Below are 14,390 nucleotides of genomic sequence, written 5' to 3' on the forward strand. Positions count from 1 at the left end.
ATGGGGCCGCCAGCAGCAGCGCGCAGCCCCACATCACGCTGCGCTTGCGCAGACGCCCGCCTGCGACGGGCGCTGCAACGTCCCGGGTCGGACTGCTGGAAGGCACGCTCAGAACTTCACCGTCGCCCGCGCCCAGTAGTAGCGGCCGAGCAGATCGTAGGTAGCCACGTCGGTGTTGGCGTTGGTGACGTTGTTGGCGTAGTACAGCGGCGGCTGCCGGTCGGCCAGGTTGTCCACACCCACTTCGAAGCGGGTGTTCCACGGCTTGACCTGATAGCCCACCTGCACGCTGTGGTAGACGTAGGCGCCGATGTCGCGGACCACGGCGGGCTGGTCGGCATCGGCCGACAGGCTCTGGCGGGTATCGGCGCTGCCGATCTCGGTGCGGCCGATGTAGCGGACGCGCCACGACGCGCTCCAGTCGCCGAGGTTCCAGTTCAAGGTTCCCAGTGCACGCCAGCGCGGGAAGTTGCCGTAGGCGTAGGTGTACTTGCCGGCGTTGTGGATGGTGACGGTGCTGGCGTCGGTGGTGTCGGGGTTGATGTCGTAGCGGATCACGTAGGTGCCGTTGAGGCCGGCGCTGAAGTTGCCCCAGGCGGTGTCCGGCAGGCGGTAGGTGAGGCTGAAATCAGCACCGCTGGCCCACAGCTTGCCGAGGTTCACGGTGGGCTCGGCGATGTAGTTGATGGTGCCGTTGTCGTTGCGGTGGATCAGCGCGCAGAACGCGCTGGCGTCGTTGGCGTAGCACTGGTTGAGCACGGTCTGCGCCGAGACCTGGGTGATGGTGTCCTTGAGGTTGATCTTCCACAGGTCCGCGCTCATCGACAGGCCCTCGACCCAACCCGGGTCGTAGACCACACCGAAGTCGTAGGACATGCCGGTCTCCGGCTTGAGCTGGTAGCCGGCCACTGCCGCGCCGGAGGCCTTGGCGCCGACCTGGTTGTCGGACTGCTGGTAGCTGCCGTCGGTGGGCACGTTGGCGCAGGCCGCGGCATGGCCGCCGGTATAGCCGTTGCACGGATCGGTGACCGACGGCGCGTCGCCGGCCACGCCGGCATACAGCTCGCTGATGTTGGGCGCACGAAACACCTGCGAGGCGGTGCCGCGCAACAGCAGGTTCTCGATCGGGCGATACTCCAGCGAGACCTTGCTGTTGGTCTTGCTGCCGACGGTGTCGTAGTCGGAGAAACGGCTGCCCACGGTCAGGTTGAGCGAGTGCACGCCGGGCAACCCGGCCAGCAACGGGAACAGCGCTTCGGCATAGGCTTCCTTGACGCTGAAGCTGCCGCCGAGCACCGAGGCGCAGTACTCGATCACGCCGCACATGCCGTTCTCGTCGCCGGTCCACAGCGGATCGGCGGCGGTGCTGGTGCTTTCCTTGCGATAGGAGACACCCACGGCCAGGCTCGCGGTGCCGGCGGGCAGTGCGAACAGTTCGCCGTTGGCGTTGGCCTCGAACTGCTTGACCGTATAGACGTTGGTGACGATCGGGTTGACCACCAGCGCTTCCAGCGCGGCCTTGTTGCTGGCGGCGTTGAGGTTGAACACGTCGATCGGGGTGCAGCCGGCGATCACCGCGCCGGCACTGCCGCACTTGACGGTGCCGTCGGCGGCCAGGAACGACGGCCCCACCGCGGCATTGAAGCCGGCGTAGTCGAGGAAGCCGTAGTTGATCGACTTCTGCTTGATCTTGCCGTAGTTGAGGCTGGCATCCCACTGCCAGGAACTGTCGCCGAAGCTGCCGCGCAGGCCCGGATTGATCTGGAAATTGTAGGTGTTGTACTCGTAGCGGCGGTTGCCCAGCACCGTGGCGCGCGTGTTGAAGTTGTTGTACGAGGTGCCGGTGCTGCGGTCGGTGCCGAAGTTGACCCCGAACGGGTTGTAGTAGCTGGCGGAGGAGACCAGGAAGTTGTCGCCGTTGGCGAAGATCGGGATCGGCGCGATGATCGAGGACGAGGTGGTCTTGCTGAAATAGGTGTTGACGTAGCCTTCCAGGTGGTCGCTGAAGCGGTAGCTGCCGAGCACGAAGGCGTTGGTGCGTTCCTGCGGGGTCTGCAGCAGGTTGTACGGCTGGTAGTTGTAGGAATCGGTGGAGGCGACGTAGCAGTGGTACTGGCTGGAGTTGGTCGGGCTGCTGCTGCCGCCGTTGAAGGTGACCCGCGAACAGCCGTTGCTGGCCGCCAGCGCCTTGGCCGCGGCAGAGCCGTCGTTGAAGCTGATGCTGCCGGTCGGCGTGGCCGAGGAGCCCTGCTTCACCCCGACCCCGTCGATCAGCGATAGCGCGTCCTTGGAATACGCGCGCGCGCCGGCCGAGACCGGGTCGATGTCGTGGTAGGACAGGCCGGCGACGATGCTGCCGCGCTCGCCGGTCTTGCCGGCGGTGAGCGAGAAGTTGCGGCGGTTGCCGTCGCTGCGCGAACTGGTGCCGAAATCGGTGCTGGCCTCGACGCCGTCGAAGCCCTTGCGCAGGATGAAGTTGACCACGCCGCCGATCGCGTCCGAGCCGTACACCGCCGAGGCGCCGTCGCTGAGCACTTCCACCCGCTCGATCATGGTCGCCGGGATCGCATTGACGTCGTTGCTGGCCAGGCGCGTGCCGTTGACCAGGACCAGGGTGCGCTTCTCGCCGAGGCCGCGCAGCGAGATCACCGAGGCGCCGGTGCCGCCGCCGTTGTTGGTGTTGGGATTGGTGGCGTTGCCGGCGATCGACGGCAGTTCCTGCACCAGGTCGCCGAGCGTGGCCTTGCCGGTGGCTTCGATCTGCGCGCGACTGATGGTCACCACCGGGTTGGCGGTCTCGGTATCGACGCGGCGCAGGCGCGAGCCGGTGACCACGATACTGTCCAGGGTCTGGGTGGCGCTGTCGGCGCTCGCCTCCTGCGCCTGCGCCGCCCCTGCGCTCCCCAGCGACAGGGCGGTGGCGACTGCCAGCGCCAGCGGCGTCGCGGCATGACGGAAGGAAGGGCGTGGCTGCGGAAACGACATGGGGCGGGCTCCTGGAAAGTGGCGAGACAAAACAGCGAAAAACGCAGGCCGAACGACGCCACGCCGGTGCCATGCCGACGAACGGACCTGCTGGACGGTGGCGCCTGCGCGGCGCCTGCGGTGGCGTGCCTGCACCGGACCACGACGGCCTGGCGCACAACGGGGAAGCCGATCTCCTGCGCGCACGGCCGTGCGCGGCTCCCCGCTCCTGCGATGACGTCCGACGACGATGGCGGCGCTCCGGTGGCGCGCGCCGGCGCCACGGCCGGTACGACGATGCGATCAGATTTTCATCACGCGGTCACACTGTGCCGTGTGCGCACGCCCGCGTCTTGTCGCGATTCGCGGTTTCGCATGCGGAATCATGCATGGTCGTGCGGGGCTGCGCGCCTGCATGCGGCGCTCGTGACGAGGCATGGCGTTGTGTCGCGCAGACACGACACGGCAGGCACACACTGCCATCGCTGCGCACGGCGATGCCGCTGGTTGCGGTCACGCCGGGATCAGCCAACCGCCGAACAGCGGGCCGGCGGTGTCGCCGTGCTGCGGCTCGATGCGCACGGTCAGCGGCTGCGCATCGCGCGTCAGTTCCGGCGGCAACGGGTAGTCGCGGTCGACGAAATCGATCACCTGGCCGCGCTCCACCGCCACTTCCACCGCCAGCTTGCCGTTGACCAGGATGTTGAAGCGGCCCTTGTCGCTGCCCCAGAAGCGCAGCCGCAGCGCCAGCGGCTGCGCGCTGCCGCGCATGCGGAACTCGACGAAGCCCTTGCCGCGCACGTCGCGGCACTGCTGGCGGCGGTAGGCGCCGCCGAAGGAGGTGTCGCTGCGCAAATGGTGCGCCTGCTCGGAGGCTTCGTCGCCGAACTGGATCATGTCCACCGCGATCGCACGCAGCTTGTCCTGCTCGGCCTGGCGGCGCGCCCGCCGCTGGGATTCCTGCGCCCACTGGGTCGGGCCCATGCGCTTGAAATAGAGCGCACTGCGGCGCTCGTACTGCGCGTAGAACGGCACGAAGGTCAGGCCCGGCGGCTGCGTGCTGCTGGCCAGGAAATGACCGGGCTGCGGCAGTTCGGCGAAGCCGCGCAGCGGATCGGCCGCAGCCACCAGCGCCGGATCCGGCGCGTCGTAGGGTGTACTCACCGGCCCCAGGTCGGCGGCCAGCGCCAGCGGCCCGCGCATCACTACCACGGTGTCCGCATCGCCGGCGGCGTGTTCCAGCCGCAGCGGCGTGGCCAGGTCCAGGTCGATCACGTCGCCGGCGCGCCAGTCGCGCTCCAGCGTCAGGTAGCCATCAACCAGCGCGGCCCGTGCCGGGCTGCCGTTCACGCGCAGCGTGTAGCGGCCCTGGCACCAGGCCGGCACCCGCAACAGCAGGCGCCGCGGCGCGCGTTCTCCCGCGCGCAGCACCTGCAGGCGCACCTTGCCGTTGTCGGGCACGCCGCTGTCCAGTTCCAGCGCCAGATCTCGCTCGGTCCAATCCAGCCGCGAGGGAATGTAGAGATTGACGTACAGCGAGGTGGCGTCCTGCCAGTAGATCGCATCGCCGAACTGCGCGTGCGCTTCCATGCCGCTGCCGACGCAGCACCAGAACGAATCGAACTTGTCGGAGAAACCGCGCTCGCCGCCGCTGATCATCGGCGTCATGTAGGTGAACATGCCGGTGGCCGGATGCTGCGCGGCCATCGTGTGGTTGTGCAGCGTGCGCTCGTAGTAGTCGAAGTAGCGCGCCTGCGGCGTCCACTGGTACAGGTGCCGGGTCAGCTTGAGCATGTTGTAGCTGTTGCAATGCTCGCAGGTCTGCTCGGTCAGGAACGCGGCGATGGTGTCCGGCTCCTGGAAATACTCGCGGTCGGCATTGCCGCCGATCACATAGCTGTAGTGCGCGGTCACCGTCTCCCAGAAGAAGCGCGCCGCCGCGGCCGCATCGGCATCGCCGGCGACCTCGAACTGGCGCGCCTCGCCGATGAACTTGGGCACCTGGGTGTTGGCGTGGATGTGCGGCAGTTCGTCGCGCCCGGCCGCGGCCGGGTCGATCACCTTTTCGTGGCGCAGGCGCTTGCCGACGGCAACCCAGCGCGCATCGCCGGTGCGCGCGCCCAGTTCGATATAGGACTCGTTGAGCCCGCCGAACTCGGTGTCCAGCAGGGTCTGCATCTGCGCGTGGTCGAGCGCGTCGAACACGCCGGCGGTGTAGGCGGCCAGCGGCAGCAGCACCTCGAGCGCCTGCTTGCTGCCGGCCAACGCATGCGCATCGAGCAGGCCGGCGAACAGCTTGTGCTGGGTATACAGCGGCGACCAGCTGCCGTTGAGATTGAACTTGCTGCCCTTGATGATGCCGCGGCGCACGTCCTCCAGCACCGCCTTGCCGCCCTCGATCTCGCCCTTGTCGTTCTTGCGGGTGAAGCCGCCGACGTAGCCGTCCGGGTCCTTCGCCTGCGCACGCGCCAGTTCGGCGACGATGTAGTCGATGCGTTCGCGCAGCACCGGGTCGCGGGTCTGCGCATGCATCTTCGCCAGTGCGCTGAGGTAGTGGCCCAGCGTGTGGCCGGCGATGGTGTCGCCCTCCCAGCCGCCGTACACCGCGCCCTTCGGCGGCAGGCCGGCGTACTGCAGGAAGTTGTGCAGCAGGCGGTCCGGCTCCAGTTCCAGCAGGTAGCGGCGGTTGGTCTGCAGCGAGTCCAGGAACAGCGAGGGTTTCAGCGTGACCTGCTGCAGGGGCAGCGCCTGCACCCGCCCGGGCGTGGACGCGGCGGCATCCAGCGGGAAGCGCAGCAGCCCGGCGGCCACCGCCAGTGCGCTCCATTGCAGGAAGCGGCGCCGCGAAGGATCCAGCGCGGCGCCGGCCGCGTCGGCAGCTGCGTGCGCGCAGGCGGCGCCATGCCGATGCGTGCCCTGCCCGCTCATCGCCGGCCTCCCGCGTGCGAGGCGGCATGCGGGAAAGAAACGCATCGAGGCATGGACTGCTCCTGTGTGAAATGTCGGGGCGCCGACGCCGCAGGGCAACGACCAGCGCATCCATGGTCACTGTGTCATCCGGGTGACAGCGCGTCTTGTCCCCACTGACGCGTGCAGATGCGGATTTCTGCCGAATCACCACATCGCCTGCCACAGGCGACCACGCCCTGCGGGCAGCGCCGGCGAACGCGCACGGCACCGGGAAACTGCGGCGGTGTCGCAGCGAATGCACCTTGCATCCGCTGCGACACCGCCTGGCAGTCATTGCCGGTCGATCATTGCGGCTTCGCCGTGACCTCTGGCACCGCGTCGGTCAGGTCGGCGCCATAGTCGGGATCGGTCACCGTATCCGCATCGACGTAGCCGTAGAACACGCCCTTGCTGGCCGACGCGCCGCGCTGCTCGACGTCGCCACGCAACTGCGCAGAGCCGGACAGCGTGAACCCGCCGAACGCCCCCGCCGGCTTGAACACCGTATGCAACTGGGCGCGATCCTTCACCGTCACCCCGTCCTGCAGCAGGCTCAACCCACCGACCACGGCGCCGTCCTGCACCTGCCCGCCCAGGATCGTCGCATGATCCTCGATGCGCGCATCGCCCAGCACCTTGCCCCCCAGCACCCGCGCATGCGGGCCGACATAGGCGGTCGACGCGACATACGCGTTCTGGGCGACCCAGCCACCGCCGTTGGGGTGACGGCCGCCCACGCGCGTCGGCGTCGGCGCACCGGGCTGCTGGCCCGACGGATACGCGTTCTCCAACGTGACGCTCCACGGGTAGCGGTAGACCGAATAGTAGGACTGATCCCACTTGATCTTCTGCATCTTGCTCGGCGTCCCCATCACCACCAGATACAGGTCGCTGTCGCCGCTGCGGAGCTGGAACGGCAGCGAGGCCTCGGCGCCTTGCTGCAGCGCGCTGTAGCGCGGCTTGCCGTTGGCATCGATCGCGACCAGGCCCCAGCGCCAATCCGAATCCGGCGTACCGATGCGATCGGGATCGTTCGCCAGCCCAGGCAAGGTGTCGACCGCCGATGCCTGCTGCACGTCGCCGTGGAATCGCACCACGACTGCCCCGGCGCCCTGGGCGGGAACCAGCCGGACCAGGTTGTAGCCCCAACGCTGCGGCGCCCAGTCGAACGGCACTTGGTAGACGCCTGTCTGGCCCTGCACCGGATCCAGTTGGGTCAGGCGCAGTGCGCGATCGCGATTGGTCTCATCGGCCAGGTTTTCCGGATCGAACGCGGTATTGCTGCCGTATTGCTGGCGCATCACGGCGCCATGGTCGCGACCGTCCGGGTCGGTGTAGTCCCAGGTCACATTGTGCATGGCCCACTGGCCCAGCACATCGTTGAGCTGCGACTGGCTCCAGCCCATGTTGTCGCGGATGATCGAGAACGGATCGGCATCGGCCTGGCGCGAATCGCCGGGCTTGGGCGCCTTGGCCCACAGATCGTTGATGATCGCGTAACCGAAACGATCCTTGAGGTACTCCATGAATTGCCAGTTGCAGTAACGGTCGCGGGTCGAGCCAAGATAGAGATGCGGGTAGTTCACCAACATCTCCGAGCACTGTACGTCGTCGTGGAAATACTGATGCGCCATCCAGTTGGCATGCGATTCCCAGATCCAGCCGACGTACGGCGAATCGCGCAAGCCGCCGGTACTGCCCTGCAATCCATGGGTCAATTCATGCGCCAGGCCCCAGTGATAGCCCAACTGGTCCGGATTGATCCACATGCCCATGCCGCCGCTGGCGGAAGTACCGCCGTTCAGGCCGAAGCTGTGGTCGAGGTAGACGCTGACCTTGTACTTCGTTCCCGTGTTGCAGTACGGCTCGGGAAACCCGACGCGCCCCATGTAGTCGTCCCAGATCAGCTCCAGCTCCTTGGCTGCGGAGGTCACGTCGTCCTGCGAAACCGCTTGTCCGTCCTTCCAGCGGAACGCGAAGTGCTGGGTTTCGTAGCGAACGGCCGGCATGTCGGTGTCGTCGGGATTGGCGATCCAGTGACCGGCGGTGCAGGCGGCCGCGGCCGCCGCATGCGCATACTGCGCAGCCAGCGCCAAAACGGCCGACAGGCACACCGTGGACACCAGACGCACGAATCGAGAAGCAGCAATTTTCACGGCTCCACACTCCTCTTGGTCGATGACAGTGGATGGATTGGGCGAGCGACACGCGATGCGCTGCAACAGCCTGCCGTGATGGATGATCCGCCATCACCCCGATGGCATGCCGGTAGAGGAACGCGGCCGGCAGAACGCCGACAACAGGCGGCGTCAGCCACGCGCATATCGCTAGCCCGTGGGCAGACTAATGCAGCGAAACGCAATCCACCTTACGGTTATCCCCACGGAATCGGGCTAATTCCGCACACATTCCGAAAATCAAACTGGCGTCACGACAGGAACATGATGCGGCCGGCAACTGCGGCCGATGTCTGCAGCGTGCTCGCCACTGAAACGCACGTGAAGGTCGGCGACGTTGGCGCAATCGGCATCCCTGCCTCGCTTCAAGGCGCGTCGCAGCGCTGCGCATCCGCGGCGGTGGCCTGCGGCAGGCGCTGCGCCTGCGGCGCCAGCATCTCCCACTCCTGCACCGCCAGCGCCGCGTAGTGCTCGCCGCTGCCGGCGGCGTCCAGCACGGCGCGCACGCAGCGCGTGGTCACCGGCGCGAAGCGCAGCGTCTGCCAGCGGCCGGCGACGGGTGCGCGCGTACTTTCTACCAGCGGCCACCAGCGGCCGTCGCGACGGTACTCGAGTCGCCAGCGCGCCGGCGGCGCCACGCCGCTGTCCGCGCCCGGCGGATGATCGGCCCAGAACAGGATGCGGCTGCCCTGCAGCGTCACCGGTTGCGCCCAGCTGTACTGCAGCCATTGCTGCGGTGGATTGTGCGGCGTCCAACTGCCCCATAGCTGCGGCGGCAACGGATTGCGCTTGACCCGGCCGTCGTTGAGCGCGGCGATCCAGTACTGGTGCGGGATGTCCGGGCCGTTGGACGCGCTGGCCCGCGCATAGCGGGCGAGGTTGCGCTGCGGCGGCAGCGGCGGCTGCGGCCGGCGCGTGGCCACCACCGGCAGGATCCGCGCCGGCTGCCGGGTGTCGTCCCACTGCAATCGGTCGATCGCCACGCTGCGGCGGAAATGCCCGCCGCCTTTGGCGTCGGCGGTGTGGTAGACCAGATACCACTGTCCCTTGAACTGCACGATGCCCGAGTGCGAGGTGGTCGAGGACACCGGCGGCAGAATCACGCCGCGATAGGTCCATGGCCCCAGCGGCGACGGCGCGCTGCCGTAGGCGATGCATGCGTGGTACAGCGTGGGCGTGCAGTCCGAATCCGGACCGGCATGGTTGCCGGCGTAGGCCATGTAGTAGGCGCCGTTGCGCTTGAACAGCCACGGCGCCTCGAAGTAGCCGTCCAGCGTGGTCACCGCCACTGGCTGCCCCTTCGGCGTCACCATGTCGCGTTCCAGTTCGATGCCGAACAGCTTGCCGAAGGTGCCCCAGTACAGGTACACACGCCCGTCGTCATCGACCAGCACGGTCGGGTCGATGTTCTGGATGGCGTTGGGCGTCGGCAGCGATTGCGACAGGATCGGTCCCTGCGGATGCGCGTCGTGCCACGGCCCCACTGGGCTGTCGGCCACTGCCACGCCGATCGCGAACGGATCGGCATTGCGCGAGTGCGCTTCCTGCACCGGCGCATACAGGTAGTAACGCCGGTCCGGGCCCTGCACGATCTGCGCGCCGTAGGCATGCCCGGGCGCGGCCCAGGCGAACACCTGCTGCGGACGCAGCAGTGCCGGGTAGTAGGTCCAACGACCGCTGCCGACGTCGTCGGTGACCAGCAGTTGCCAGCGGTCCATGACGAAGTCGTTGAGCTCCGGCGGCGCTTCGTCGCGGCCGGCGATGATGTAGAGCTTGCCGTCGGCGACCAGCGGCGCCGGATCGGCCGCATAGTCGCGGCCGTCGGCCAGGATCGGATTGCCCGGCGCCTGCACCTGCCGCGACCGCGGCACTGCCGGTGCGGCAGCCGCGACCAGGCCGATGCAGCCAACGCATGCCAGCAACAGACACACAGCGGCTCTGCGCAACGGCTGGCGACTCATGGCGCCTCCGCCTCGATCACCAGCTCCAGCCGCACCGGCAACTCGCCGCTGCCCTCGCGCCCCTGCGCCTGCCCGACCACGCTCAGGCGACCGGGCTTGGCAGAGGCGGCCGGCGCCAGCGGCGCCCAACGCACCGGCACGCGCTCGCGCGAGCCGTCGTTGTACTGCACGGAGACCAGTTCCGGCAGCACCGGCGCCTGCCCCGCAGGCACGTGCAGCGGCGGCGGCGCCTGCACGGTGGTGAGCTGGCCCGGCGCGGTCGCGCGGACCCAGATGCTGGCCGTCACCGGCACGCCGCCGTCGGCCAGGCCCTGCACCTGCACGCGGCCCTCGCCGGCCAGCGCCGCCGCATCGACCTGCGACCAGCGCACGCCCAGCCAGGCCCAACGGCCGTCGGCAAAGTAGCCGGCGATGCGTGCCGGCAGCGTCGGCGCCTGCCCGGGCGCGATGCGCACGTCCACCGCTTCGGTCGCCACCGCACGCTCGGCGAACACCTGCCATTCGTCCAGGCCGACCGCGTAGTGACCTTCTCCCTGCGTCGCGGTCTGCAGCACCGCGCGCAAGGCCGTGGTGACCACCGGCGCGAACGTCACCCGGCTCGGCGCGCCATCGCCCTGCACCGGATAGCCGCCGCGCACGACGATGTCGCGCCACTGTGTGCCGTCCCGGTATTGCAGCGTCCACGCGCGCGGCAACGCCACCCCGCCCTGCGGCTGGTCGTCCCAGAAATACAGCGCCGCCGCGTTCAGCCGTTGCGGTTGCGGCCACTCGTACTGCACCCACACCGAGGCCGGCTGCGCGCGCCCCCAACTGCCCCAGCGGCGGTCGGCGGCCGGCACCTGGTCAGGCGCCGGCAGCAGCCCATCGTTGAGCGCCTGCAGGCGGTGATGGCCGGCGGTGAATTGCGCGCTCGGCGTGGCCTCGCCCTGCACCTGCAGGGTCTGCCCGGCCGGGGCCGCTGCCACGATCACCGCGACCTCGGCGTGCCCTTGCAACGCGCCATCGTCGGCCTGCAACTGCAGGGTGTAGGCGCCGGGCGCGGTGAAGCGCACCTGCGTGGTGGCCGCCTGCGGCTGCTCGAACAACGCCGCACCGCCGGGCGGTGCCTGCAGCATGCGCCAGTGCAGGGAAAGCGTGCCGTTCGGCAGCGCGTCGTCGCCGACCCGCCCGGCCAGGCGCACCACGCCGCCGGCACTGCTGCCGTCTTCCTGCCAGGCCTCGACCTGCGGCGCCTGGTTGCCGTGCACCGCCGGCGCCGGGACGCCGCTGGCATAGGCCTGGATCTCCTTGATGCCGGTGCGCAGCGGGCCGGCATGCGTGACCTGCACGCGCCAGCGCTGCGCGCGCAGCGGCGGGAAACGGATGCGGTTGCGGTTGCCCTGTGCGATCGGCGCATCGCGCACCTGGCCCGGCACGGTCTTCCACACGCCGGCGTCGAAGTACTGCAGCACGTACAGCCACGGCGGCGCGTAGCCGGCGCGCGTGCCCGACGGGAAGCCGTGCTGTTCGCCGGGCGGCGACGAACTGCGATAGAAATACACGCGCACGTCGTCCAGGGTCTGCGGGCGCTGCAGATCCAGTTCCAGCCAGTCGCTGGCGGCAGGCGAACCGGCGGTCCCCCAGAACGGTTCGTTGGCGGTGCTGCCGTCGACCGCGGCCGTGGCCGGGAACCCGTCGGCCGCATAGCTCGCGCTGACCGCCGCATCCTGCGCCAGATTGCGCGCGCCGGGCGGCAGCGCGATGTCGAGCCCGGCATCGGCGAATACCGCACCGATCCGCGCCTGGCCTGGAAACCGCACCTGCTGCGGCGCCTGCAATGCCAGCCGATGCGCGGCCAGCACCTGCATCTGCGCGGCACCGGCATTGACCACATCCGGCAACGCCTGCACGCGGCCGCTGGCCGGGTCGTACAGCACGTGCGCCAGGCGGTCGACGGTGAAGGCCAGGTGGCCATCCAGGTACAGCGAATAGCCCTTCGGCGCCGCTCCGCCGTAGTGGCGGCCATCGCGATCCCAGACGATGCTCAGGTCGCGATCGCGATAGCGCAGGCGGTCGGCGGCGAAATGGCCCCAGCCGATGTCGATGGGATAGAGCTCGATCAGGGCGTCGCTGCGCGGGCGCAGACCCATCGCATCCTCGATCACGGTGAAGTTGGTGGCGCCGAGCTGGGTGTGGTGGATCCACGAGCGATAGCCGATGCGGCCGCCATCGGCGGCGCTGCCCTGCGCCCAGAACTCGTTCTGGTCCGGGTAGCGGTTGTCGCCGTCGATGTAGTGCGCCCACGCGTTCCAGTACAACAGCCTGCGGTAGCTGGAGGCGTCCAGGTACGGGCTTTGGTAATCGCGCAACACGCTGCCGAGCAGGCGGAACGCCACGGTGGAATTGATCACCGAAAAATTGTTGCTGCCGCCGGCGCCGCGCGCCTGCGCATCGGCCTGGTTGGCGGTGTAGAACGGGAACAGCGGGAACTGCCGCGCATCGGCGAACAGGCGCAGCGCGCGCACGTACTTGGGGTCGTCGTCGGCATCGCCGTGCCTGGGCATCAGGCCGACGCTGAAGGGGTAATAGTTGTTGGTTTCCTTCCAGTCCACCGGCAGGCGCGGCCCGTCGGCCTGGCGCTGCTTGAGCAGGTCGCCGTGCAGGCCCATGCCGTCGGCCTGTGCACTGTGGTCCTGCCACAGCACGTCCAGCACGGCGCGGCGGATCTTCGCCGCCAGCGCCTGCATGCGCGTGGCCGTGGCGGCATCGCCGGCCAACTGCGCGGCCTGCGCGGCGGCCAGCGCATTGGCGTACACGTACGCGCTCTCGCTGCGATCCATGCGCGGCGCGCCATGCCGCTTGGCCCAGTCGAAGGACACCGCGTCGGCGTCGTTGCCGGTCATCGCCGCCCAGTCGTATTCGATCAGGCCGTTGCCGTTGCGGTCGTAGGCGCGCAGCAGCGCGTCCACGTCGTCGCTGGCGTAGCGCGCCAGTTGCCCGGCGATCGCCGGCGGCCCGCCGTGCACCTGGTAGGCGCGCCAGGCGGCAGCGCTGAGGTACTGCGCGTAGGAGTTGGACCAGTTCTCCGGCGCGCCTGGATTGTCCACGTATTTGCCGCCGCCGGCGGTCTCGCCGGCGCCGAGCCAGGAGCCGTACGCGTAGAGCGGATCGCGCAGGTACTTGAGGTCGTCGATGAACATGCCGGTGGTGAGCACGATGGCGTTGTCGTAGCCGAGCACGCCTTCGATCGCCACCGGGAACTGGTAGTCGTTGCCGGGTACCGCCGCGTCCAGGAAATTGAAGCGCAACAACCACCAGCGGTAGAACAGGGTCTTGTCGAGATTGTCCTCGGGCGTGTCCAGGTACGGCAGGTTGTCGGCCCACCAGCGGTTGTAGGCGACGACGTGGTCGCGGTAGGCCTGCTGCGACGACTGCGCGGCGATGCGCCGGTATTCCTGCTGTGCGGCCGGCAGTTCGCGCGCGATCAGCCCCAGTTGCACCTTCAGCGTCGGCGCGGCGCCATGCGCCGGCACCGCCAGCGGCCGCGCGATGCTTGCGCCATCGACCGCAAAGCCGTCGCCGGAGAGCCGCGGGAACAGCGTGGTGATGGCGTTGTGGGTGACGAAGGCGCCGGTCAGTTCGGCACCGTCAGGATGCGTGGCCATCGGCGAGACCGCACGCGCGGTCAGCGCATGCGCCGCGCCGTCGGTGCTGGACACGGTGAACTCGGCCACCGCCACGTTCTGCTCGCTGATGAACTTGACCAGTTGCAGGCGCACGCCGCCGCCTGCGTACACGCTGCTGAAATAGCTCGGCGTCTGCCGCCGCTGCGCACTGTCCTCGACCAGCGCGATCGGCACGCCGTCGCGCTCCAGTTGCAGGCGGAACAGCGCGTCGTGGCCGGTCTTGTGCACGTAGGCCACGTCGCCGACGAAGCCAGGCTCCTCCGGCTTGTGCGTGTACAGGTAGGCGGCGCGGCCGCGGGTGAACAGCCAGTTGTTGCTGTCGCCGAAGCCGCCGCCGGTGCCCTGCCGCGCCAGCAGGCGGTCGATCCAGAAATCGCGGCCGGGCGCGCGGCCGGCACCCGCCGCCAGGTCGGCGGCGAACACGCGCTGCAACTGGCCCTGCGCCTGCCCCGGCGCGAACGCCACGCCGCTGTCCGGCAAGGGATGCGCATCGCCGCTGAAGCGCGGCATCCCGATCGCGGCGTTGCTGGGCTGCAGGCCTTCGCCATCGCGGTCCAACTGATCGCCGGCGTTGGCCGCTGCCGCCACCGCGGCAGCGACGCACAGCAGGCACCCCAGGACAACGGCGGCACCGCGCCGCACCCGCGATGCGGCGCCGCCAGGGACGGGCATGC

At 69.1% G+C, this 14,390-nt stretch carries 5 protein-coding genes; all 5 read right to left on the reverse strand.

Annotation, left to right across the window (positions count from 1 at the left end):
- Nucleotides 1-108: 108 nt before the first annotated feature.
- A complete protein-coding gene (locus AC1G9L_RS14325) occupies nucleotides 109-2,985 on the reverse strand; it encodes a TonB-dependent receptor domain-containing protein (RefSeq protein WP_019799287.1) in 2,877 nt (958 codons plus the stop codon).
- A 492-nt stretch (nucleotides 2,986-3,477) separates the two neighbouring features.
- Entirely contained in the window at nucleotides 3,478-5,892 is a 2,415-nt protein-coding gene (locus AC1G9L_RS14330; RefSeq protein ID WP_481069364.1) for a beta-L-arabinofuranosidase domain-containing protein, read from the reverse strand.
- A gap of 326 nt (nucleotides 5,893-6,218) precedes the next feature.
- Nucleotides 6,219-8,069 (reverse strand): Svx/AvrXca family virulence/avirulence protein, encoded by a 1,851-nt coding sequence (locus tag AC1G9L_RS14335; RefSeq protein ID WP_481069365.1) that lies wholly within the window; start codon nucleotides 8,067-8,069, stop codon nucleotides 6,219-6,221.
- A gap of 386 nt (nucleotides 8,070-8,455) precedes the next feature.
- Nucleotides 8,456-10,051: a family 43 glycosylhydrolase gene (locus AC1G9L_RS14340; protein WP_481069366.1), complete on the reverse strand. Its 1,596-nt coding sequence runs from the start codon at nucleotides 10,049-10,051 to the stop codon at nucleotides 8,456-8,458.
- A complete protein-coding gene (locus AC1G9L_RS14345) occupies nucleotides 10,048-14,388 on the reverse strand; it encodes an Ig-like domain-containing protein (protein WP_481069367.1) in 4,341 nt (1,446 codons plus the stop codon). Before AC1G9L_RS14345 ends, AC1G9L_RS14340 begins: the two co-directional genes overlap by 4 nt.
- Nucleotides 14,389-14,390: the final 2 nt, after the last annotated feature.

The organism is Xanthomonas sp. NCPPB 1132, from assembly GCF_056629235.1.